This is a genomic window from Acidovorax sp. SUPP1855, assembly GCF_030158955.1.
In the GTDB taxonomy this organism is placed as follows: domain Bacteria; phylum Pseudomonadota; class Gammaproteobacteria; order Burkholderiales; family Burkholderiaceae_C; genus Paracidovorax.
The window spans coordinates 1-21,252 of record NZ_BQXI01000053.1 but is presented as its reverse complement, the minus strand read 5'-3'; the positions used below and the strand labels follow the sequence as shown (position 1 = coordinate 21,252).

General features: G+C 58.7%; 34 protein-coding genes. 3 read left to right on the top strand and 31 right to left on the bottom strand.

The window, feature by feature from the left end:
• Positions 1-333: 333 nt before the first annotated feature.
• The 28 genes from AVMA1855_RS25370 to AVMA1855_RS25235 form a co-directional block, all read right to left on the bottom strand.
• Positions 334-789: a hypothetical protein gene (locus AVMA1855_RS25370; RefSeq protein WP_284427827.1), complete on the bottom strand. Its 456-nt coding sequence runs from the start codon at positions 787-789 to the stop codon at positions 334-336.
• Positions 790-816: 27 nt separating this feature from the next.
• The gene (locus AVMA1855_RS25365; RefSeq protein WP_284427826.1) at positions 817-1,155 is read right to left on the bottom strand and encodes a hypothetical protein; all 339 of its coding nucleotides are present in this window, start codon (positions 1,153-1,155) and stop codon (positions 817-819) included.
• A gap of 235 nt (positions 1,156-1,390) precedes the next feature.
• Positions 1,391-1,636, bottom strand: coding sequence for a hypothetical protein (locus tag AVMA1855_RS25360; RefSeq protein ID WP_284427825.1), 246 nt, complete (start codon positions 1,634-1,636; stop codon positions 1,391-1,393).
• A gap of 20 nt (positions 1,637-1,656) precedes the next feature.
• Entirely contained in the window at positions 1,657-1,908 is a 252-nt protein-coding gene (locus AVMA1855_RS25355) for a hypothetical protein (protein ID WP_284427824.1), read from the bottom strand.
• 54 nt (positions 1,909-1,962) lie between these two features.
• Complete coding sequence (locus AVMA1855_RS25350) at positions 1,963-2,421, bottom strand: hypothetical protein (RefSeq protein WP_284427823.1); 459 nt, start codon at positions 2,419-2,421, stop codon at positions 1,963-1,965.
• Between the two features lie 260 nt (positions 2,422-2,681).
• Complete coding sequence (locus AVMA1855_RS25345) at positions 2,682-3,626, bottom strand: GIY-YIG nuclease family protein (protein ID WP_284427822.1); 945 nt, start codon at positions 3,624-3,626, stop codon at positions 2,682-2,684.
• 255 nt (positions 3,627-3,881) lie between these two features.
• Positions 3,882-4,286 (bottom strand): hypothetical protein, encoded by a 405-nt coding sequence (locus tag AVMA1855_RS25340; protein WP_284427821.1) that lies wholly within the window; start codon positions 4,284-4,286, stop codon positions 3,882-3,884.
• 270 nt (positions 4,287-4,556) lie between these two features.
• Entirely contained in the window at positions 4,557-4,811 is a 255-nt protein-coding gene (locus AVMA1855_RS25335) for a hypothetical protein (RefSeq protein ID WP_284427820.1), read from the bottom strand.
• A gap of 14 nt (positions 4,812-4,825) precedes the next feature.
• Positions 4,826-5,161, bottom strand: a complete 336-nt coding sequence (locus AVMA1855_RS25330) for a hypothetical protein (protein WP_284427819.1) — start codon at positions 5,159-5,161, stop codon at positions 4,826-4,828.
• A gap of 10 nt (positions 5,162-5,171) precedes the next feature.
• Positions 5,172-5,492 carry a type II toxin-antitoxin system PemK/MazF family toxin gene (locus AVMA1855_RS25325; protein ID WP_284427818.1) on the bottom strand — a complete coding sequence of 107 codons (321 nt, stop codon included), beginning with the start codon at positions 5,490-5,492 and terminating at the stop codon, positions 5,172-5,174.
• A complete protein-coding gene (locus tag AVMA1855_RS25320) occupies positions 5,486-5,818 on the bottom strand; it encodes an AbrB/MazE/SpoVT family DNA-binding domain-containing protein (protein ID WP_349817129.1) in 333 nt (110 codons plus the stop codon). Before AVMA1855_RS25320 ends, AVMA1855_RS25325 begins: the two co-directional genes overlap by 7 nt.
• Positions 5,815-6,048 (bottom strand): site-specific integrase, encoded by a 234-nt coding sequence (locus AVMA1855_RS25315; protein ID WP_284427817.1) that lies wholly within the window; start codon positions 6,046-6,048, stop codon positions 5,815-5,817. Before AVMA1855_RS25315 ends, AVMA1855_RS25320 begins: the two co-directional genes overlap by 4 nt.
• Before the next feature lie 179 nt (positions 6,049-6,227).
• On the bottom strand, positions 6,228-8,564 hold the full coding sequence (locus AVMA1855_RS25310; RefSeq protein WP_502870379.1) for a DEAD/DEAH box helicase family protein: 2,337 nt from the start codon (positions 8,562-8,564) through the stop codon (positions 6,228-6,230).
• Positions 8,565-8,656: 92 nt separating this feature from the next.
• Entirely contained in the window at positions 8,657-9,298 is a 642-nt protein-coding gene (locus AVMA1855_RS25305) for a hypothetical protein (RefSeq protein ID WP_284427816.1), read from the bottom strand.
• Positions 9,291-9,581 (bottom strand): hypothetical protein, encoded by a 291-nt coding sequence (locus AVMA1855_RS25300; RefSeq protein ID WP_284427815.1) that lies wholly within the window; start codon positions 9,579-9,581, stop codon positions 9,291-9,293. Before AVMA1855_RS25300 ends, AVMA1855_RS25305 begins: the two co-directional genes overlap by 8 nt.
• Positions 9,582-9,699: 118 nt before the next feature.
• The gene (locus tag AVMA1855_RS25295) at positions 9,700-10,140 is read right to left on the bottom strand and encodes a hypothetical protein (RefSeq protein ID WP_284427814.1); all 441 of its coding nucleotides are present in this window, start codon (positions 10,138-10,140) and stop codon (positions 9,700-9,702) included.
• A 108-nt stretch (positions 10,141-10,248) separates the two neighbouring features.
• Positions 10,249-10,479, bottom strand: coding sequence for a hypothetical protein (locus AVMA1855_RS25290; protein WP_284402795.1), 231 nt, complete (start codon positions 10,477-10,479; stop codon positions 10,249-10,251).
• Between the two features lie 13 nt (positions 10,480-10,492).
• Complete coding sequence (locus AVMA1855_RS25285) at positions 10,493-10,804, bottom strand: hypothetical protein (protein ID WP_502868980.1); 312 nt, start codon at positions 10,802-10,804, stop codon at positions 10,493-10,495.
• Positions 10,805-10,928: 124 nt separating this feature from the next.
• Complete coding sequence (locus tag AVMA1855_RS25280; RefSeq protein WP_284427813.1) at positions 10,929-11,342, bottom strand: hypothetical protein; 414 nt, start codon at positions 11,340-11,342, stop codon at positions 10,929-10,931.
• Between the two features lie 261 nt (positions 11,343-11,603).
• The gene (locus AVMA1855_RS25275) at positions 11,604-12,041 is read right to left on the bottom strand and encodes a hypothetical protein (protein ID WP_139160515.1); all 438 of its coding nucleotides are present in this window, start codon (positions 12,039-12,041) and stop codon (positions 11,604-11,606) included.
• 223 nt (positions 12,042-12,264) lie between these two features.
• Entirely contained in the window at positions 12,265-13,389 is a 1,125-nt protein-coding gene (locus tag AVMA1855_RS25270; RefSeq protein WP_284427812.1) for a DUF6094 domain-containing protein, read from the bottom strand.
• Between the two features lie 128 nt (positions 13,390-13,517).
• Complete coding sequence (locus tag AVMA1855_RS25265) at positions 13,518-14,006, bottom strand: DUF7673 family protein (RefSeq protein WP_284427811.1); 489 nt, start codon at positions 14,004-14,006, stop codon at positions 13,518-13,520.
• Between the two features lie 15 nt (positions 14,007-14,021).
• Positions 14,022-14,315, bottom strand: coding sequence for a hypothetical protein (locus AVMA1855_RS25260; RefSeq protein WP_284402789.1), 294 nt, complete (start codon positions 14,313-14,315; stop codon positions 14,022-14,024).
• Positions 14,316-14,399: 84 nt separating this feature from the next.
• The gene (locus AVMA1855_RS25255) at positions 14,400-14,717 is read right to left on the bottom strand and encodes a hypothetical protein (protein ID WP_284427810.1); all 318 of its coding nucleotides are present in this window, start codon (positions 14,715-14,717) and stop codon (positions 14,400-14,402) included.
• A gap of 230 nt (positions 14,718-14,947) precedes the next feature.
• A complete protein-coding gene (locus AVMA1855_RS25250) occupies positions 14,948-15,259 on the bottom strand; it encodes a hypothetical protein (RefSeq protein ID WP_092746120.1) in 312 nt (103 codons plus the stop codon).
• 507 nt (positions 15,260-15,766) lie between these two features.
• Complete coding sequence (locus tag AVMA1855_RS25245; RefSeq protein ID WP_284427809.1) at positions 15,767-16,381, bottom strand: DUF3275 family protein; 615 nt, start codon at positions 16,379-16,381, stop codon at positions 15,767-15,769.
• Positions 16,382-16,777: 396 nt separating this feature from the next.
• Positions 16,778-17,011, bottom strand: a complete 234-nt coding sequence (locus AVMA1855_RS25240; RefSeq protein WP_284427808.1) for a hypothetical protein — start codon at positions 17,009-17,011, stop codon at positions 16,778-16,780.
• A gap of 130 nt (positions 17,012-17,141) precedes the next feature.
• A complete protein-coding gene (locus AVMA1855_RS25235) occupies positions 17,142-17,891 on the bottom strand; it encodes a DUF3577 domain-containing protein (RefSeq protein WP_284427807.1) in 750 nt (249 codons plus the stop codon).
• A 330-nt stretch (positions 17,892-18,221) separates the two neighbouring features.
• On the opposite strand from AVMA1855_RS25235, the gene AVMA1855_RS25230 reads away from it, so the two are divergent.
• From AVMA1855_RS25230 to AVMA1855_RS25220, 3 genes are all read left to right on the top strand, one after another.
• The gene (locus AVMA1855_RS25230; protein WP_284427806.1) at positions 18,222-19,199 is read left to right on the top strand and encodes a DNA-binding protein; all 978 of its coding nucleotides are present in this window, start codon (positions 18,222-18,224) and stop codon (positions 19,197-19,199) included.
• 86 nt (positions 19,200-19,285) lie between these two features.
• Positions 19,286-19,546, top strand: coding sequence for a type II toxin-antitoxin system Phd/YefM family antitoxin (locus AVMA1855_RS25225; RefSeq protein WP_284427805.1), 261 nt, complete (start codon positions 19,286-19,288; stop codon positions 19,544-19,546).
• Positions 19,547-19,552: 6 nt separating this feature from the next.
• A complete protein-coding gene (locus AVMA1855_RS25220; RefSeq protein ID WP_284427804.1) occupies positions 19,553-19,969 on the top strand; it encodes a type II toxin-antitoxin system VapC family toxin in 417 nt (138 codons plus the stop codon).
• A 61-nt stretch (positions 19,970-20,030) separates the two neighbouring features.
• On the opposite strand, the gene AVMA1855_RS25215 is transcribed toward AVMA1855_RS25220, so the two are convergent.
• From AVMA1855_RS25215 to AVMA1855_RS25205, 3 genes are all read right to left on the bottom strand, one after another.
• Positions 20,031-20,174, bottom strand: coding sequence for a hypothetical protein (locus tag AVMA1855_RS25215; protein ID WP_284427803.1), 144 nt, complete (start codon positions 20,172-20,174; stop codon positions 20,031-20,033).
• A gap of 129 nt (positions 20,175-20,303) precedes the next feature.
• Positions 20,304-20,726 carry a hypothetical protein gene (locus tag AVMA1855_RS25210; protein WP_284427802.1) on the bottom strand — a complete coding sequence of 141 codons (423 nt, stop codon included), beginning with the start codon at positions 20,724-20,726 and terminating at the stop codon, positions 20,304-20,306.
• The gene (locus tag AVMA1855_RS25205; RefSeq protein WP_284427801.1) at positions 20,723-20,986 is read right to left on the bottom strand and encodes a hypothetical protein; all 264 of its coding nucleotides are present in this window, start codon (positions 20,984-20,986) and stop codon (positions 20,723-20,725) included. Before AVMA1855_RS25205 ends, AVMA1855_RS25210 begins: the two co-directional genes overlap by 4 nt.
• Positions 20,987-21,252: the final 266 nt, after the last annotated feature.

Genomic DNA, 21,252 nt, shown 5'->3' with positions numbered 1-21,252 from the left:
CCGGGCCTGCAAGGCCCCTCATGCACCCAGGCGCAGACCGCTGCTGGGCCTCATCACGCTCAAACGGCTGCTGGCGCCCACTCATTCCTGTTCGGATTCGTCAAACATGGGGTTGTGAGAGGCTCCCCGAGGTATGCAATCTGGTGGCAGACCGCCTCGCGGATCTGTCGCCGCTGCTCGGCCGGCTGGCCACCGAGAGCCGGGATTTCAAATGAGGAAGAAGCGATGACGCAAGCGCTCTGGGCCGATCATTGCCCCGGCAACGTGCCAGCGAGCGACCACCAGGCAGGAAGCCGACTCTGCAAGTATTGTCGGCATGCGCCTGCTTTCCTTTCAGCGCCCAACTCCGCGACAGCCTGACAACAACTCGGCATCACGCTTACGGTTGCGCTCGAAAAGCAAGCTTGCCGTCTTGAATTCCAGAGGACAAGGAACGTCAGCCAGCGTGTATCGTTTAAAGGATGTGGGAAGCGTCGATGCGTCGTTGCCATAGAACAGGCCGCTGATGCTGGAGCGAAGTTCTTCCTTCGCCTCACTCGTGAGGTGGCGTCGGATGACATGTGCCTTAAGGAACCCGGCTTCAGCCAGCCGGGCAAGGTGTCGGGAAATCGTCGCGACCTCGATCGGACGAAACGACTGAACATGAGTCACAAATTCGGGCATATCAACAGTGTCTGCGTAGCCGATACGATGAACCCAATCAAGGATGTGCCACCACAGGTCTGCGGTCTTGTCACTGACAGAGGTGCTCCCGGCATCAAGCCTTCGGACAAAATCAAGTTTGTTCATGCCAGTTTCCCTTTTGATCAACTCTGATCACTCTCCAGCCTTATCCAACACCACACAGGTGGGACTCTTGATGCGTGTGATGACGATGCGGCCATTGTTGTAGATCTCCGTGCGATGACTGGCAACCACGCTATCAACCCAACTGCACGGGTCATTCTGCAGGTTCGACCATCCGAAGAATTCAGTCATGGAATAGACGTGCATGCGCGTGACATAGTCATTGGCTGGCAAGCCGTTCGCATCCTCAACCAAGTCCATCACCTCCTTCATCAAATTAAAAGCAGCCTCCCGGCTACACGCCGCTGGTGCGGAGTTGAGCTGTTCAATGAACTGACCAAATCGAACGGACTTGCTCGATGAAGACATGCGTACTTTCCGATCATTTAGGCACGGCCGGAACGTCCAGCCAGTGGGTTGGTTGAGGGCCGAGAGGCTGGCAGTCGTTGAGCATTTCATCGTCGTAGGCCCAGCCTGACCATTCAGGCGCCTCGATCCACCTTGCCGCAGCCCACGGCGCAGCGCCTGGGTTTGTGTCGTTGACCAGGACTTGCTCACGGTCCTTCGGAGCTGTGCTGATGGGGAGCCAGATCACGCGTCTTTCCTATATGGCACGGGCAAGTTCTGCAATCAGATTTTTTTGCGAATTGACCTTTTGCTTTGCTTGCCAGGCACTTTCACGCGCCTCTCGGCCCATTCTTTCGTGCCGCTCATCCTGTGCACTGCTACCGTCTCGACGGTTCAGATCTTGATAACTCCAATTTTCAACTTCGCGCTCTGCAGCCGTGAGTGCAGCGACATCAGTTTCTAGCTGATGAACCGCGTCTTTGAGTTCCACAATCTTGCTCATTTGCTTTCCTTGATGATCATTCAAAAACCGTGCGGCCCGCGTTTCACGATTTCCTCCTCGGCGCCACGAAGGTATGACCCGTTTGGCCCTTGGAATTTGAACGTCCAGCGGGCTTCCCTCCACACCACAGTCTCTTTTATTGCCTTGGATCGATTCTGGTAATAGCCGACTTCTAACGAACCATCACCGTTGACTTGGAAGACGTATCCAGGGATCGAGCTACCAATAGTGATCCATTGACCGACCATTACTACTGGGGATTGAGATGACATCAGCTTTCCTTGGACAATCGCACTATGCTAGTACAAGGTCGTTCTACGCAAAGGTTACTGGTCATCTGAAGGGTCGGATGGCTCACTTGGCTCATCCTCAGGAGGCTCACTTGGCTCATCCTCGGAATGGTTATCTAGATCATCATCCGCATCCGGTATTTCAAAGGGGTCTCCGACAGGGTTCCCATCCTCACCAACCATCTCACCTGTTGTTCCAAGAATTTTCAGAGTCAATCCTTTAATACCCGTTCCTGATACAGCAATAACAACATTTCCACCTGTTCCAGTAGATTTCGCACACAACCATATTGATTGGCCCAGGAGTGGCTTTCCCTCCATTGCAGATGTCCATTTTTTAGAGTCACTTGACCAATATTTAAAAACAATGGGGCCAGGAGGAATTTGTTCATGAATATCAAACTTACACCAAACGCCATTTCCAAAAACAGATTGAATCTGTACTTTTGGGCCAAACGTGGCAGGGCCTGCATACATGGCGAATAACTTTGTCATACTTACTCCCTAAACCCAATAAATGGATACACAGAAATTCTGCAACATACCTGCATACGGATGACTCGCTTGAGATCGACCATCGGTTGTTTTACTCCGTTGAGAATTACTGACGGCAGTCAATGACATCGAAAGGGTCTTGGATACGTCTCAGCAGTCTAAACCGATTTAAATCCTCAATCAACCCCAGGTTTTTATCAGACAGAGCGTTTTTTCTGAGATGGCTGTGTAAATAGGAGGTTTCATCGCGATTCCCTTGACTATTTCTTCGATGTAATGGCACTCGCTTGCAACTTTCCATGGCGCACAAGACGTGATTCAATTCCTCCTAGGTTGCACGCGTGGAGATTCGCCAATTCATAGAGCGTCGCCCCCGCATCGAATGCGCACAGCAAACGCTGATCCTCATCCTTGGACCAGCGTTGCCCGCTCATGTGTGGCAACGCGCTTGGTGCATCGGCAGAAAGTATTCCCGGACTTTCCAGACTTACGCCTCCAACGAGTTTCTCGAAAATTTCCTGTGATCTGGAAGCAGTAATTTCTGTTCCTCCCAAAAGATCGTCTGGCAAGAATTCTGGCGATTGAAATTTCGTTAATAGACACGCATTACTCAAATGATAGCCATCAAATTGCCGAACCTTCCACTGTGCATCAGCAGCTGACGCAATCTGCCTGGCAGCGTGCGAAGCCCAACGCCCCTCTCCAGGCAGCAACCAGCCGGCGCTCCTGGCAGCATCTGTCCATGCGCGCTCTTGTGCATACATTCTCGATCTGCCCAGCACCTTTTCTAAAACAGCAACATACACTTCAACGCGCCGGGACTGCGCCCATGCAAATAGATCAGACGAAGTGCGTCCTGCGGACCGGGTGCGCTGTGACAACAAGTAATGCTGCTCCATTCGAGCAGAAAAGTTGGTAGTGCATCCTATATAGCAGGCTCTTTCCTGAGATGGAGCAATCGCTACTAGAGCGTATATCCAGCCTAGTACGGTCGCCTCTCCCAAATCAAAACGGAAGCGAAAGCGGCTCGTTGGCGTTTTGATCGTAAAAAAATCTTCACCAGAACGAATAATCGACCAGCCTTGCTCAGCGATGGCAGCCTCAAGCTCTGCACGAGTGCGGATGGAATCTGTGCGAATTAGGCCAGCTAATCTCTGGAACTGCTCATCACTGCGCTCCCGAAAATGCCGCCCTGCAAGGCTCATTGTTTTCCGATGCTTTGCTTAACTGAGCCGGGAGTGCTTCTGTAGCAATTCTTCGGCTTTCGCCAGAGCATCGAATACAGCATCCTCAGACTCTAGACCAGTGCTGCCAAGCCGCTCGTAGAGCGCTCGTGCCAGTCCGGCATCATTTGAGGCTGGCGCGCTCTGTCTCAGATCATTTTTGAGCTTAAGTAGCTCCCTTACTGCTACCTCGACCGATAAACTTGTCATCCCTCTTTCCTTCTTAGTCAACGCAGATCACGCTCCGGGCTTATCCAACACCACGGTAGAACCTTTGATGCGTGTGATGACGATGCGACCGCTGTTATAGATCTCTGTGCAGTATCTCTTAACCAAGCTATCAATCCAATAGCACGGGTCGCCTGTCAGATTTTTCCAGCCATAGAATTCCTCCATGGGAAAGACGTTCATGCGATCTCCACCGTCATTCGCTGGCAAGCCGTTCTTATTCTCAACCGAGTCCATCACCTGTTTCATCAGATCAAAAGCAGCCTGCCGGCAGTTAGCCGCAGGAGCAGACCTTACTGCTTCAACGAACTGACTAAATCGGACTGACTTACTAAGGTAAAGCATGCGTTTTTTCCTTGAGTGCTCACTGTCCTGGCCGCAGAGCGAGACCCATCGACACAGCTTCGTTTCCATGTTGCTCGGCCAGGAGCCTCTGGAACAACTGCAATCCGGTGGCGTCCCCATCGAGAACCCAGGTCTCGTGTTGGCAGACATCACAGTGCGCCACTCCAGCCAGCCGCATGCCCTCTAAACCACGTACATCCATAGGCTGAATATCCGTCAGATCGGCCTGACAGTTGTTGCACTTCACGGAATCCGGGAGCAGACCCCGTGCGCGCTCAATCGCCTCTGCAACGCGCTGTTCCGGTGTTCCTCTCCGCTTTGCTTGTCCCATAGTCTTTCCTAGATGATGACGTTGAACTCGACAGCTTGGTTGTCACTGAGAAGTGCAGACCAAGTTGTCATCGACGTCTGTTGAACCCGTACCACTGTCAGCTGCCTGTAGTTAGTACCAAGCCAACGGCCAAGAATCGCATACATACGCTCACCAGGGCCTCCTTGGGCAAAATGCGTCCCTTCTGCGATGCTGCAGGTGAATACAGGAGCGATCACCATCATCTGGGTTTCGTGATCTAAATCGAGTGACGTCTTCTTCATATGTCTTTTCTTGCTTATATGGTCGTGGATTGGCGCTTTGATCCGCGCGGCACAAAAGGAGCTATTCGAGATCGGATAGAGGGCCAATAAACAAATGGCTTAACACCCTTCTGCTTGGCGTCTTTCTTGATCGTGGTTGTCGATCCCATGCCGAACAGGTGAAGCTCGGTTGCTTCGGCAACAACGGCTATCGCCAGCGCTGCGCGGCAAGCTGCGATCTTGGTTGTGTAGACAGGCTCGCCGGATTTGCTCACGGTCGTCGGGTCTGCTTCTCTCTCCGACGGGACAAACCAGTAACCATCCGCATCTTCAAAGATGGTGAAAGATGCCCGCCGTTTTTCCTGGCCCATATGCTTTCCTTCACTCGGTAAATACTTCTTGTAGCGTTACCAATGCTGCAGTCAACGTCTTTGCGGACACTGCGCCCATCCTCTTGGTCAGCCGCGCCTTATCCACCGTCCGGAGCTGATCCAGCACGATCAGTCCCTTTGTGCCCGCATGCGTGACTGGAACGCGAAACGGAGCAGCAAAGCCCTTCGAGGTCATGGGCGCAATGATCACCGTGCGCAGGTTGTCGTTCAACTCTGCCGGTGACACAACCACGCAGGGGCGCACCTTTTTGATCTCGCTGCCCACCGTCGGATCAAGGTTCACCTGCCAAATCTCACCGCGCTTCACCAAGCCAACTCCACGTCGCCCGCGTTGCCAAACTCACCCATGAGCAGCCCGTCACCGCCTTTTGCCGTGAGCGCTTGTGCCGCCTGAGCCCAACCAGATCGCACCGCCTTGGCTGGCTTGCGCAGGACGATAGAGCCGTTCTCCACCGCGATGTCGGCGGTCATTTCGCCATCTAGCCCAGCTTGGGCGAGAAGCGGCTTTGGCAACACAATGCCTTTGCTGTTCCCAATAGTCCGAATTACGATTTGCATGACAACTCCAGTTGCAACAATGTTATTCCATGGAATTGGTCTTGACAAGACTTGGTTGCCATAATGTTCCAACGTCATAGGGCGTCCATAAAAATGGCTTTCATAAGCGCTTGGTCGAGGTCCACATAACGCTGGGAGCAGTCGATGCTGGTGTGCCCGAAGAGATGCGCTACGCCGGTGGTGACCAAAACTTTGCAAGCGAATGTGCGGCGTCCTGCTTGGCTGGAGCCGCCCTTGACGCCCGCGCGCTGGTACAGCTTTGGCAATTGACCTTGGTGAAGGGTCTTTGCTCGTATGATGTGCTGCATGCAGCTCTCTGTAATTCGATGGGGTTGACGAAATGCAGAGAGGGAGCCGCGTGGGCTCTTTTTCGGTCATAGCCCGCGCCATTTCTCAACATCAAGGAAAGTTGGGCGCAGCTCGGCAAGAGCACCAATGGAAACGCACTGCCCCGCAAATGCGGGACAGGGCGTTCAGGAGCCGGCCGTCAATCGGCCAGCAGTTTCTTGGCGAGGGCCACCTCGATGCTGTCTCCCGCATCGTTGAGCACGTCCAGGCCTGAGTCGGGCATGTCGCCTGACGTCGATTGCGACACCGCTATCTTCTTGGCCATCAACCGCAAGCAGTCCATCTGGGTGCTGCCGGCATAACCCAGAAAGATCACCATAACCGCCAACTTCTGCCCGATCCGCCAGGAGCGCCGGGCCGCCTGCTGGACGGTATAGACGTTGTAGCCGCTTTGCATGAACACGATGGTCGGGAACTCCAGCAGGTCCAACCCAGTTTTCACCAACTCGGGGTTACAGATGAGCAAGTCAATGCCCTTCTCTACCTGATCGGCCACCCAGTCCTCACGGCGGGCGGCATCCACGCTGGCGCGCAGAACACCCACCTTGAAGCCATGCAGCTCCAGCAGTGACTTCAAGCGCGCTGTCGTGTCGCGGGTGCCCGAATACACCGAATAGACCAACACCCTGCGCCCCTGTGCCTTCTCTTGCTGGCAGACCCTCAGCAACGCCAACTCTTTTGGAGCAGGTTCGCTGTCGGTAAAAACCGCCGGTTGAACAGCCAGCGTCGCGCGCGTTCTCGGGTGCTTGACCGTCTCCGTGCGAAAACAGCAGTCTGGCCAAGCCAGCAGCACGTTCATCACGACGCCCAGCAAGGTGCTGTCCTTCATGGCCAGCGCCTCTTTGAGGGCACTGACCAAGACCCTGGTCAAACGCTCATAGGCATCCTTCTGCGCTTCGCCCATCGGCACCTCGATGAACTGCTCCTGGTAGGGAGGCAGCACCTTCTGGCCGATGTCTCGCAACTTGAGGAACACCGTGACGGGCAGCACGTACCGCATGATGCCGACCGGGCCAAAGCCCGGCGCCTTGCCGGTGCGTACCGTCATTTGCTTGGCCTTGGCCGTCCTGTGGGAGGTGCCACTGGACTCCTTGTACACGTCCTTCAAGATGCCGTGCTCGCGCATGAAGCCCATGGCGGCGGGCCCCATCGAGCCGCTCTTGGATGGCTTGAAACCGTCTTCGATCAGGCTTGCCGGGTTCAGGCGCCACAGCAGGTGGAACAGGTCGTCGGCGTAGCCGCCCATCAGCGTGCCGGTCAGCAGCAGCGTCTTTCGACACTGGCTGGCCAGGACTCCCATGGCCTGGCCCTGTGCAGAGCCCTCGTTCTTGTACTCATGGCCCTCATCCACGACCAGCAAGCCAAAGTAGCCGCGGGGCAGATAGCGCTTTACGAACTCGGTGGCCTGATACCCGCCCTCGCCGATGCTGAACTCGAAGTTGGCCAGCGAGCGCTCCATGCGCGTGGCCTGCCGATCACTGAACACCAGCTCGCCATTGGCGTCCATGAGGTTCAGGAACTCGTACACGTTGTCGCCCAACATGGCGCCCAATGCGTCTTCTCCAAAGATGCCCAGCAATTTGCGGGCGGTTTTCTCTCCAATGGTCGGCATCTGCTTGAGCGCGCCCAGCACCAGGTCGTGCATCGACTGGATCGGCCGACCCGATCGCATCAGCGTCCACAGTGAACTTCCGCAGTGATCGCACTTGCCTCGCCGGTCTCCCAGGCTGGCCATCGCCAGTTCTGCGGAGATTGGCATCGGGTGACCTTCGTCGTCATCGCGCGTGATCGGCGTGAGGCAATCGGGACACGCTGCCACAGCGAGTACCTGGTCATGCACCTTCTGGCGCCGTGTGACGAACGCAGGTTTCCAATGGAAGCCCATGCGCATCCTCACCCGGCCCAGCACGAAGAACTCAGGCTGGCTGGTCTTGAGGCCCAGGGATTTGCGGAGCATCAGCAGCTTTCGCAGCGTGTCCGGGCCATTGAGCACCCACACCTTGGCGTCGGGCACCGTCTCGCGGATCTCGCGCCGCCACTTGTACACAAGGTGTGGCGGCGAGATCACCAGTGTGCGCGGATGCGTGCGCTGCAGCAGCGCGGCCGCACAGATGGCCATCATGGTCTTACCAGTGCCCATTTCCGCGTTGATAACGGCAGCGGGTTGATCGTGATCGACCAGTAGCTTGACGGCGGCATGCACCGCGTCGGCCTGGGCCTTGAAGGGCTTGCGCTTGAGCGAGTCGAGAACGCTTTGCCGGGCTTGCCAGGCACCCTGCCCTTCGTCCCGTGCCGGATCGTAGATCGGCGGGTTCTGTGAGCGCACCTGGGCCAGCAGCCCGTCGCCAAACTCCTCGATGAAGTTGGCCAGGGCCATGTTGTCGAAGCCGTCCTGGGTCAAGGGTTGGGCAGCATCAGCTGTAGGGGTGGAAGGATCTGCAGGGATTTCTGCAAGAGAGGCATTGACGGTTTGCATAGAGGTTCTCCTTGAATGAAAAAATGCGGAGAACCAGCGGGGGGCCAGTTCCCCGCGCGGGTTGCAAAGTGAGTGGCCGGATGGCCACGGGATCAGAGAGTCAAGGTGCGGTTTTTCACGCCATCCTTGATGAAGCCGACGAAGTGATCCGTCAGGCTCACGCGAACAGCCTGTACAGGGCCAATGGCGGGATAGATCGCGTCGCCCAGGGCCTGCGTGGCGCGCTTGTCTTCACACCAGGTCAGCAAGGGTTGCCGCCAGTGGTCCAGCAATGCGACGGGAGATAGCCCGACGATGGTCTTCCACACACGATCCTGCAGCGTCACGTTGCTCACGGGACCGCCGTCGAAAGACGCTTTTGCGCCGGCCTCCTGGTGCAACACCCAGGCGATGCGATTGGCGCGGTCAGGCTGCTGCAGGCGTTTGTCGAAGACCCACATCTGGCTCAACGGACCGAACAGGTTCTGCCTTGGCAACCTGCCGGCATGCTTGGTAAGACGGTCGGTGCCGCCCACGTCCACCGGATGTCGCTCGCCGGCGGCGTTCACCAGGTGAAAGCGCTGCACGCCCCGCTCCTGGCCACCCAGCTCCATCGCTGCGATGAACTGCATGATGGAGCCGTCCCGGCCGTAGATTGACAGGAACATGAATTGGCCTTCGCTGTCTCTCAGGCACGCGTCCATGAAGATCTCGGGGAACTCCTCGATGCGGCAGAGCCCGTTGGAATCAGCCATGCGCGTCACCTCCCTGCGCTGCTGCATCCTCGGGCACCCAAAGCCATGCGGCAACCCACACGCCACCCGATGCTGGCGCCACGAAAGGCTCATCATCGATTTCAATGTCGTTGTCCGATGGCTGTGCATAGATCGCTCTTGCACGCTCGATTTCTTGCGAGAAGGCGACCCTGTCGCCGCGTAGCTCATGCAGATGAAGGCCCAGCTCCGTGACGCATTCGGCCAGGCCGGATGTGCACCAGCTGGCGATGGTGGCCTGCGCCAGTTCCTCGATCCTCAGCATGGCGAGAGTCCTGTGTTGTCCATGGATTCACTCCTTGAAAAAGAAGCGGGTCCAAGCCTTTTCAGGACTGGACCCGCAAGGGTTGTTGAAAGACAGTGACCACCGAAGTGGCTTCGTTTCAAAGTGGTGGGTTCATTTGCGCATTCGCCGCGATGTCGCACTCGTGCTCCATCCGCTCAATATCTGCAGGCGTCAACGGTTCGCGCTTGATCAGGTTCACGACGAGGAAATGGCGATCACCACCCATGTCCAGGAAGAAGCCGAAGCTGCTGTCCTCACCGAAGGTCAACTCGATCTCCTGGTCGATCACTGCGATCCGCCGTGCGCTGGCCGTCACCATGAATGAGGGCGTGCGATCACCCCCTTCCAGGTTGATTTGCTCCAGTTCGCAGTAGTCCACCGACACCTCGTCGGCCGCCCAGATGGCTTTGAACAGCCGAGCCTTGCCGGTCTTGCTGGTCTTGGCACACTGGGGGCAGGAGCCGAGTTGTCCGGCTTCCAGTTCACATTCGCAAAAATGGCAGAAATTGGCGCCCGATACGGGCACTGCGTTAGTCATGTTTGACTCCTTCAGGAAAAAGGCGCGAGGCAGTCCCGTGCAGGGCCTGGCCCCGCACGGGTGGTGGAAATGTTCAGCCGACCTCAGTCGGCTGCATCAAGCTGGAGATCAGTCCCAGCCATAGTTGGCTTGCATCTTTTGCCGTACTTCCCCAGCAACTGCGACCCATACCTCTCCATTGATGAATGGGCTGTCGAAGGTTGCGGGATCGGCTTGGCTGACCGCTTCGGCATACTTTCTGATCGCCTCCACGATGAGCAGCTGCACCACCGCGCCGTAACGGCTGTACTCCATCATCTCGACGACCAGTTCCACGTTGGTCAGCGGCTTTTCTGGCATGGCAACGCCGCCCTCAATACTCCGAAGGCAACAGCAGCGTGGTCACGCTGCGGTCGCACTCGGTGATGATCCAGACGGTGGTGTTCCCTTCGAGCTGGTAGGCCGAAAGGATGCGGTTGCCAAGGCGCACAGCCTGGTCGTTCAGTCGGCGATCGTCTTCACAGAGATCACCCCAGTCGCCCAGCAGATGCCGGCGCAAAAGCACATAGGGGTTCAGCCGGCCGCCGGCGACCAGGGCGTTCACACCTTGCGTCATCACGGTCGATCCCAATGGGAATCGGGGCAAGCATTGCGCCGCTTGAGGCGCTTCGTACACAGCGTTCATGGACTTCTCCAAAAATGGGGAAACCGCCCCTTGAGGAAGCGGTGTTCCCCAAGGGTTGATGAAAGGGCTGCGGCAGCAGCCGCGGTTTGAATGCGCCGGCCGAAGCCGGTCAGCACAAGGCCGTTCAGCGAGCGATGGCGCTCGGTGCGTGGACAACCGGCTGCGTGGGCTCTGCGACGTCAAGCTGCGGAGCCTCCGTCTCGGCTTGCACCTGGGCCGCGTAGTGCAACTGCGCTGCCTGGCGGATGGCATCGATCTGGCGCAGGGCCATCTCGTGCTGCTGCGCCACCACTTTTTCGGTGATGCGCGGCGGCTGCGTGGTCACGATGCGGGTGGAGAAGTCTCCGTCCCCGGTGCCGTAGCCCATGACATGGGTTTGGCTACCCGCAGCACCAATACTCCAGCACGTGGCGCTGGTCAGCAGCCCGCCGCCGATCTGGCGACGGGATGTGCGGATGACCAGCTCGCGCCGTTCATCCAGGGGGACGACCGTCTTGGCATTCCAGCCGTCGCGGTCCTTGTAGATCTTCGTTTCCATTGGTGGTTCTCTCCTGCAAAAAGGCGTGAAGCCACCCCCTGCAGGGCGAGGCCCCACAGGGTTGATGAAAAGGTTTTGACAAGAACTCCACTTGGCTGATCGCCCAAGCGGGCACGTTTTCAGAGTTGAACGTGCCTGAAACCATTGGTGATTGGTTCAAATGGTTTCCCACAAAGGCCATGGGTCTGGCCGCTGTGGGAACCCATTTGCATGGGTTCTGGCCTTGTCCAGGACAAGGAAAGGGGCGCTGCGCGCCGGGTATCAGGGCCTGTAGGCCTCGCGGTGCATTTGCCTCACGCGCCGGAAGAGCACGCGCCGCATACGCCGCAAAAACATACGCACGGTCGGGTTGACCAGCACGTAGATCCCGAGCCCGATCTGTCGATAGACGTTTCGGGCAATGGCCAGTGCGGGATGCACTGGCTGGAGGTTTTCCATGCGCTGCAACTCGGCCATGGCACGCTCGTGCTGCCAGGCGACCGCAATGCTTTCCGTCATCGACGGCGGCATCCTCGTGTTGGCCAGGCAGGTCCAGGAGCTTTGCTCGTAGGCCGCATCGTCCCGGCAAAGCCAGGTGATGAGGCGACCGTCATAGTCCAGCCGCGTCTCCAGCCACAACGCGACGCGTTGGTCGGTCAGTCCTTCGCTGGTAGCCACGCAGTGGCCGTTCATGCGGCGGTACTCGGTGTTGATGAACATTTCTTTCCTTTGCGGAGAAACATGAAGCCATCCCCTGTGGGTAGGCCCCACAGGGTTGATGAATTGGTTTTGACAAGAACTCCATCTGCTGATCGCAGACGGGCACGTTTTCAGAGTTGAACGTGCCTGAAACCATTGATGAATGGTGCAAATGGTTTCCCGCAACGGCCGTCTTTGCGGCCGCTGCGGGAACCCATCTGGTGGGTTCTTTGAGATGCGTGCGTCAGCTGATCCGCACGACCTGTCCCAGGCGGTGGTCCGGCGTGAACTCGATGGCGTTGATGATCGGAACGAACTTGTCCAGCATGACGATCGTCTCGCTGACCTTGCCCTTGTCGTCCACTTCGGTCGTGACCATTCGCTCCTTCTTCTTGAAGGTGTCGCCCTTGATGAGGAACGTGCGCCCGGTGGTGGAGCGGATGCAGCCCGTGACCTGGCCAGCTGCCAGCGCAAGCGCCAGATGCCATTGGGTCATGTCGCGCAGCGGTCTGCGGTGGGTGCCACGCGCTTGATTGAAGCAAGCCTCGAAGTTCGGCCACAGCAGGCCGTTGCGATGCTTTTGCAGTTCGTCAGCCAGTTGCTCGGCATCCATGCGCACTGCATGAAAAACCATCTCACTGCCCTCCTGGATCGGCGGCACCTGGTATGGCGTGCCGAGCCACTCTTGCGGCAATGTTTGATGAGCCAGTGCCCCGGCCTGGGCTTGAGTAAGCATGTCCAGCACCTCCTTGCGAGGATGGCCCGGCCGGCATTTCGTGCCGAAGATCACACACTGTTTGAACTCTTGCTCAGGCGCCATGAAGAACCGCAGATCCTGGAAGTTGCGTGCCAGGTAGGTGCGAATCTCGTTGTCGAGTGCGTAGAACGGAACGACATACACGAGGATGCCGCCGAGCATGAGCAACGGGGCAGTCTTCTTGAGAAACGTGCGCTCCAAGCGCTCGGCCTTTTCACGATCGCTATCCGCATCGCTGCGGTTGGCAGAGTCCTTGACGCCATACCCATAAGGTGGGTTCAAGTACAGCAGTCCGATGGACCTGGGTTTGATCACCGCATCGTGGATGTCAGCGTGCAGTACGCGGTCCAGTATGGTCTTCGCATGCCACGCTCGCTCATGGTCGAACTCCACACCCAAGGTCTCAATGGTCGGACCTGTGCCACTGTCAAACTGCATGCCGTGGCGTAGGTCTGCCAGCGCGGCGCCTTCACCGCAACACGGGTCGAGCAGTCGCATGGGCCGATCGCAAGGGGTGATGGAACGCTGAATGCGAGCGAGGGTTTCATCGTCGGTCGGGAAGTACCCGTTCTTCACGAAATTGCGCGCCAGTCGCGAGAACATCAATGCCATGGGCACATCTCCTTCAAATGATGGACGGAGATGCCCCGGTGGGGCATGGCCCCGTCCAGGTGGTTGATAAATGGCACAAGGGTAATGGGCCCCGGCTCGCACGAATGCAAGCCGGGGCGCCACGGTTTTCAGCCTTTGCGAGGCGGGGAACGATGCGTGAGCACGTCCTTGATGCCCCAACGAGCGACCATGGTGGCCCACAGAACTTCGCCGTTGTCGAAGTAGTGCGGGACATCCTGTTTGCGCAGTCGGCAGTCCATATGGAGTACCGCGATCACGTGCGCGTAGAGCGACTCATCGAGCCACCGCAGATCGTTGAGGTTGAAGGCAAACAGGTCGCCGTTGTACAGGCCCGCGAGAAAGCAGGCGATGTACCGGGCGTGCCTGGCCTCACCTTGCGCGATCCGCAGCAGGACCTTCAAAGACTCGACTCCACGCTGCTCCAGCTGATACCTGTCCTCGTCGGGTGGCGGGGAAAAGTACATCTCCATGAGCTTGCGTGGCGGTTTCTCGCTCTTGGTGCGCAACGCATTCACGAATTCTTCATAGACCTTGAAAAAGGCCTCTTCCGAACCCGTGGGTACATGCACCATCACGACGGTGTGCTTGTTCGACATGGCACGCCCTCCCGCTCAGGCGGCTCTGCGCTGTTGCGCAGGAGCCAGCCATTGACGTTGCACGAGCAGGTGGACCAGTGACTCCGGCAGATCGGCCCGCAAGGCCGGTTGCGTGAAGCAGCTACGCACCAGCGTGAGCATGGAACATTTGCGGCCTGGTGCATGGCGCTCGCGCGCCACCATCAGCTGGTCGCATTCCATGGCCGGAGCCATGGTCAGCCACTGTCGCAGGATCGAATGGAACAGCGTGCGCTGCTCGGGGGCGAGGCGCGAAGGCGCCGGGGAAGTCAGGGGAAGTTGATGGATCATGATCGTCTCCGAAGAAAAACGGGGACGACCGAAACCCTGCGGGGATCGATGTCCCCGGTGGGTTGGAAGAAATGAAACGGACCGTTAAAGCAGCTTGATGGCTGCCACGGTCAGTACGGCAATGAAGGCATTCACGATGACCAGGCTGATGCTGCCCCAGCGCACATGGTCATCCATGGCACGAAGCAAATTGCACTGGATCTCGCCCAACTCGTGCCGGATGGTTTCGTGGGTTCGCTGGTCATCTGCACCGGCGGACAGGTGCTGCCGCATTTCGGTACGCATCGCTTCGCGGCTGGCCCGAAGGGCTGCCTCTAAAGCACGTTCCGCATTGCGCGCCGCGTCTGGATCGACGCCGATATCGGTGAGCGCCTCGTAGAGGCCCGATTCGATGGTTTGCATACTCGGGGAAACTCCTTTGCAAGAAAACCGCGAGCACGATCCCTTGCGGGCCGTGGTCCCGCAGAGGGTGGATGGATGAAAACACTGGACTCGGACCGATTTCTCGGCCCTGGCACGTTTTCAGAGTTGAACGTGCCTGCTGAAAACCATTTTGGTTTGACTCAAATGGTTTCCCTCAACAGCCGACCTGCGGCTGCTGGGGGAACCCATCTGGGTTCCTCGGGGTTTGATCACGACCAGACAGGCTCGGCTTCAGCCCATCGGATCGCCTCCGCGATTCCCGCCTGGTCCACCGTTTCGGCCGCTGCGCACACGTCGTCCGAGAGGCCGAGGATGTAGAAGCCGGTACTGTTGTCGGGGGTGGTGAAGAAATCGTCACGGTCCACCGCCAACAGCGTCGTGCCGACGACGGCTTCTTCATGCCGCCTCAAGAGCGCGGTGACCTGCGTTCTTGCTTGGGTGGTCAGCGGTACCGGGAATTGTCGAGCCGTGCGTCGCAGGCGAGCCAATTCGTTGCTTCCTTTGCGATTCGGTTTCGTCATGCTATGGGTACTCCTGCAATGGATGCAGGCCCAGCCCCTGCGGGACTCGGAGCCCGCGGGGGTTGATGGAAGAAAGGGAAAGCGCTCGGGCCGCGGGGAGCGGCCTGGCACGTTTTCAGAGTTGAACGTGCCTCTTTGAAACCATCGTTTCAATGGGATGGAAATGGTTTCCCTCAAGAGCCATGTGCCGGCTGCTGGGGGAACCCCTTTCCAGGATTCCGCTGGATTGAGATCAAGTCTTGAATGGATACCTCCTCGCTGCGCCACGTCGGACCTGTTGGGGTCTGTCGTGTTGCGCAGGCGGGCCACCGCGAGTGAAGGTCCAGGTGGCCGAGTAATGGCGCGGTGAACGCATGGGTTCTTCCGCAAAGCCGCGGCACATCAGGTTGCCGCCACCCAGTTGAGAGCAGAGCCCGTGCTGCAAGCAGCGAAGGGCTGTCCCTTGGGCTCCTGGAGCGGCCACGGGACAGCCCTCCTCAAGGGCAGGCTGTTGGAACGTCGAGGAGATCAGCGCTTGGCGAACCAGGTCTGCAGCTTGGGATCGAAGTCGTACCCTTGCTTGCGCAGCCATGCGGCCTGGGATCGGAGCAAAGCCCGGTCCACCGTGGGATCGAGCTTCACCGGATCTGCGCGCTCAATGGCTTCAAGAAGGTCCGCATCGAACAATCCGTCATCCACGGCTTCGACTGACTCTGGAGCCGGCGCAGGTCGGGGTTTCTTGAAATCGTCCCAACGCTTGTCGGCGTGCTTTGCGGCTCCCCTGCACTGTTCCTTGGATGGCTCCGAGGCTTTGGTTTGGACCTTGACGGGTGTCGGCTCGTCCAGTGGATCGAGTTCAGTGGGTGTGCGGTCGGCGGGAAGTCGGTCCTGAGAGACGACTTGCAGGTCATGCAGACGGGCACGGATTTCCGTGACTCCCTTGCCGAAAGAGATGTACTGCGACAGGTAGATCTCGCTGACCCACACGGTGGCTTTGTATTCCCCTTCCTCGAACTGGTCGAGGAGCGGGTCTTTTACCTTGAATTCGCCAAAGTTCGTGGTGAGGTCCGCGATGCAAAAGGCGCCGTTGCGATTCTGGCGGATTTTCTTGATCCGCAAGGTCGCGTCGTCAACTCTGATCATGTGCTGGTGGTCTTTCGCGATGTGCGCGGGCCACCGTCCACCCGCAGGAGACAGCTGGTCCCGGCGGGTATGAAAAAGAAAGCACCGCACCTGCCGAGGCAGGTGGGATGCAGTGGGCTTTGAATGTCTGACAGGCTTGCGACCTGGCAGGCTGGGCACTGGTGGACTTTTGAGGTGTGCGATTCAGCGGTCCGTGCCGACAGGAACCCCAGCTCCGAAGAGCGTGCACGCTTCAGGGGTTGACGTGCCTCATGTGCTGGCGAACCAGCTCCGGTTATTCCAGTGGTACCGGTAAACACTCGCAAAACGGTGCAAAGCATACGCGCTTTTGAAGGCGAGTCAAACTCGCCCTCGCACTTTCCGTGCATCAGTGCATAGAAGTTTCGTCGGTGGGGATCAAGGTTCCTGCTTTTGGGTCCAGTTGCCGTCCTGCAGGGCCTGCCGGGCGAGTTCGTCGGTCCGAAAGTATTCGTTGGACTCCCGGGAGGGGCCCTCTTCATCGGCGGTGCCGACGAAGTAGCCACGCTGTGATTGCAGAACCTGCAGGGGCAGTAGCTTGCCGCACCACTCTTTGGCCAAATGTCCATGGAGAGTGGGTGCAGTGCTGGAGACGGTAGTAGCTTGGTTCATGGTGTATGCCTTTCGTGAAAAAAAGGGACACCTGCCCCCACTGGGGATCGGTGGTCCCCAGGGGATGGAAGAAAAAAGAAAACCCCCTTGCCTGCAATGCAGGTTCAGGGGTTTGAGGGCTTACGGCGAATCAGGCAGGGGCGGAATCGACGGTCCTGCGGACAGCCCTTCCCGTTGCATAGCCCGCGTTGTACGCTGCATTTCCTTGCGGACGTGCGGCGGATGGGCGGGCAGCCTGACGTTGTTGTGATTGAACCGGGGGACGGTTCACCGGGCCGCGTTGAGTCGGCTGTTGGGCCGCGTGTGGTGCGTGGCGCTCTAGAGGGCGTGCAGTCGGCTCTGGCGCCGGTTGCTCCTGCCTTTGCTCTTGCTCTGGCTCGTGCCACTCTTGATCGACCCCCTCCCCTTGCGACGGTTCGTCGTAACCGGGTTGCAGGTCGTCTTGAGGTGCATCCGCCTCACGGCGGTACACGTTCTCGCCGTCGATGGTGATGCTGTTGATCAGAAGCAGGCGCCCCTTGATGAGGGTAGCCATCTCCTTTTGACCCGTCTTGCGACGGTTTTGATCCAGCACATCGCGTTCGTACAGGTGAGGGTAGATGTCACCGATCCGAAAGGACACGACGACCTTGCGCTGTTCCCGAACATCGACCCCCAGTCTTTCGACCATGTCGATGGCTTCGTCCCCACTGACCCGAAGATCGAAGTAGGTGTAGTCAGGTTTGTCTGCATCTCCACGCAAGGCGGAAATGCTGCATGCCAGGAAGGTGTCGGCACGGCGGCCGCCATTCTTGGTTTCAACCCAGCGGACGCGGTTGAGGTAACCGATGCCGTTGGTATGCAGATTGAAATAGTCGTTGCCTTGGGTGGTTGCAGTCATGGTGATTTCCAAAAAGATGAACTTCGGGAAATCACGCACCCAACCCACAGCCTTGCGGCTGCGGACAGGGAAACATGATTTCCCTGTCCGGGTTACGAGGATGAAGGTACTCCGGAATCGACCTTGGGAGTCGATTCGCGCGCCTGTCAGGAGTTAAGACGCGTCGTGGTGCCTTTCGGCGGTTCACGGGGCGAACGTTATTCAAACCGACCTCGATTGTCAAGATGCCGCTGTGCGCCGAAACATCCCGCTGGTACGGGCTGAAACCATTCAACATTATTTGTATGTTGTAGTATCATACAAACTACAACATACACCGAGGCAAGGCACATGGCAGCAATCACCAAGGATCAGATTCACGCGGTAGCCGATGGACTCGACGCAGCCGGCGTCAGTCCCACCCTGGCGGCGGTGCGCAAGCAGCTGGGCAGCGGCAGCTTCACGACGATCTCCGAAGCAATGGTGGAATGGCGCGCCCGGCAGACTGCGCGAAAGACGCCTGCCGTGGAGCCGGCGCCGCAGGCGTTCACCGACAAGCTCGGGGAGTTGGCGGGCGACCTGTGGTCCCTGGCCCTGGAGACGGCCAACGGCCGGCTGGCCGCGGAGAGACATAACCTGGAAGTCGTGCGCGACCAGGCGCAGGCTGCGCGCCTCGAGGCGGAGGAGTTGGCCAACGCGCTCGCTGCAGAACTGGATGAGGCCAAGGCCCGAAGCGACGCCTTCCAGGAACTGCTGGCCACTTCGAGGGCCGAGGCTGACGATCTACGGAACAAGCTGACGGTGGCGAATGCGAGCGCAGCCAAGGCGGACGCCCGTGCCGGCGAACTGCGCACCGAACTGGATCGCGCCCATGGCGACGCCCAGCAAGCCCGTGCCGAGCGCGACAAGGCCCAGGCCCTGGGCGAGGCCCATGCCACGCAGATCGAAGGCCTGCGCACCGAGTTGGCCGGGGCGACGAGTCGGGCGACGGAGATCGAGCGGCGGGCCGATGAACTGCGTGCGGATCTCGAGCGGGCCCATCTGTCGACCGACCAGGCGCGCTCGGCACTGGATCAGGCACAGAAGGCGGTGAAGGCAACGAGCGAGGAGCGCGATCAGGCGCGCACCGAGTTGACCAAGCTGCAGGCCGGCGCCGAGGTGGCGGCGCAACTGCACCAGGAGCAGCGCAAGGGCATCGCTGCAGAGGCTCTGCGGCAAGCGGAGCGGCTGACAGCGGCGCAGGCCGAGCGCGACCAGGCGCGGGAGGAAGCCGCTACGCTGCGCGGCCGTCTGGAGGCCTTGGCGGCTGGTTCGCGGCCGAAGAAATAACCGGCCATTCGCCCAGCAACTGCAGGATGGCAAAATTCACCCACTTGTCGTAACATTCAAACATTGATTGCATCTGGGAGATCAACATGAGCATCCATACGTTTTCCAGCCGCGACTTCACACGTGATGTGTCAGCAGCCAAGCGCGCTGCAATCGATGGACCTGTATTCATCACCGATCGTGGGCGCCCGGCATTTGCGCTGCTCAAGATCGACGACTATTACCGCATCGCAGGACACGGCGAACGGTCGCTCCTTGACGTCATGGATGGCATCCCCAGTGGGGATGACATCGATTTCGAACCGGCCCCTCTGAATCTTCGACTGTTCAGCACATCGCTTGATTGAGTGCATTTGATGTTCTTGCTGGACACCAACGTCATCTCGGAGTTGCGCCATGGCAAACCCCATCAATCCACGCAGGTACGTGCCTGGGCTGCTGGGCAGGCTAGCAGCAGGCTTTTCATGTCCGCCATATCCGTGCTGGAGTTGGAAGTCGGCATTCGCGCACTGGAGCGGCGTACACCACCTCAAGGCAGCGCACTGCGCGCTTGGCTTGGCGGGGTGCTTTTAGCTTTCGATGGCCGAATCCTTCCCTTCACGGTGAGTACCGCGCCCATATGCGCTTGCCTGCACGTGCCAAACCCATGTTCGGAGCGTGACGCGATGATCGCGGCGACCGCGATCGAGCACGGATTTGCGGTGGTGACACGCAACGTGTCGGACTTTGCCAATACGGGAGTAGCGCTGATGAACCCTTGGAACGCTTGAGCAGCAACGATATTGAAGCACCGCGCGGCAGGCGCACCCCGCATCTCGGGGGATGCGTAATTCAGGCCATCCAGCCGCCCACCATGTCCCATGCTCGGTTGATGATGTGCCCGGCTTCATTGGTGTTGCCCACGAGATCCTCTGCAGCGTCGTGCAGCCGCTTCATGGCACCGTAGCCGCCGAAGAACGCGGCCGTCATTCCCACCAGGCGCTACTGCTCGTACAACTGATCGCGCCGGGCGTTGGCCACGTCGTCGCTGCGGCCTCGCAGATCGCTCAACTCGGTCGCCATCGCGACGATGGTGTGCTGTATGTCGTCGTTCATCGTCATCTCTCAGCGTGACGACCCGGTGGCACTGGCTGCGCGGCCTTTTCTTTTGGCCGACCTTCGAGATGGTTCAGCGTGCGAGGGGTCTGGGCACGGACTCAACGGCACTTCGTAGAACTGCCTGGATCCCAGCATGATTTGATCCTCTCCAAGCCTGAGATAGTGTTCGTTGTCGTTCCACCTTTCGATCAATTCATCAAGGGTATTGTTTGGAGTTCGCTTCTCGCGCACTGGCGTATCAGGAACGTCGGAGCCAACCCAACGGACGATGTATTCGGTAGAGCGCACCGTGAAATCGCGGTGCTGCAGGCAATCGAGCGCAAAGCCGTTGTCGATCGCATTCAATACCGGCTTGGCGCCGCAATGCGGGCACCCTTTGACGAGGTAGACCTTGCCATGGCCAATTTCCTGTGCATCGGTGTTTTTCATTGATTGCTCCGTGATTCAAAAGGGTTGAGGCGGTAGTCCCCGCCACCGACGCCCGGTTGCCTGGCCGGGGTTTCAAAAATCGTGATCGATGCCGTCTCGTCCGCCGCCTCGCCCTGTGGCAGGAACAGGCGGGCTTGGCGCCCATCCGGATGCGCGAAGACCAAGTGATCCCAGGTCGCTGCGAACCCTTCGGTATGCAGCCATTCCCAGGCATCAGCTGCCAGCTCGAACTCCTCGCATCGGTGATCCGGTGGCACCATGGCAAACCCCTGTTCCGGTCCTACGCGGCAGCGGCCAGCCAGGGTGACTCGGCGGCCATAGCCGTCGCACCACCTGGTCCAGCCATCTCCGGCTCCACCACGTCACGCTCGGTTTCCTGCTTGCGATCGAGCAGTTTCCAGGGAACCTCTCAAAACCCATCCGGTCCCTTGTTGATCGAGAACGCGTGCTCCATCCTTTGCCATGATCACTCCCCGTAGCGCCCTGAAGTTCGACCTGTTCGCTGAGGCCTCGCGCCAACACAAGA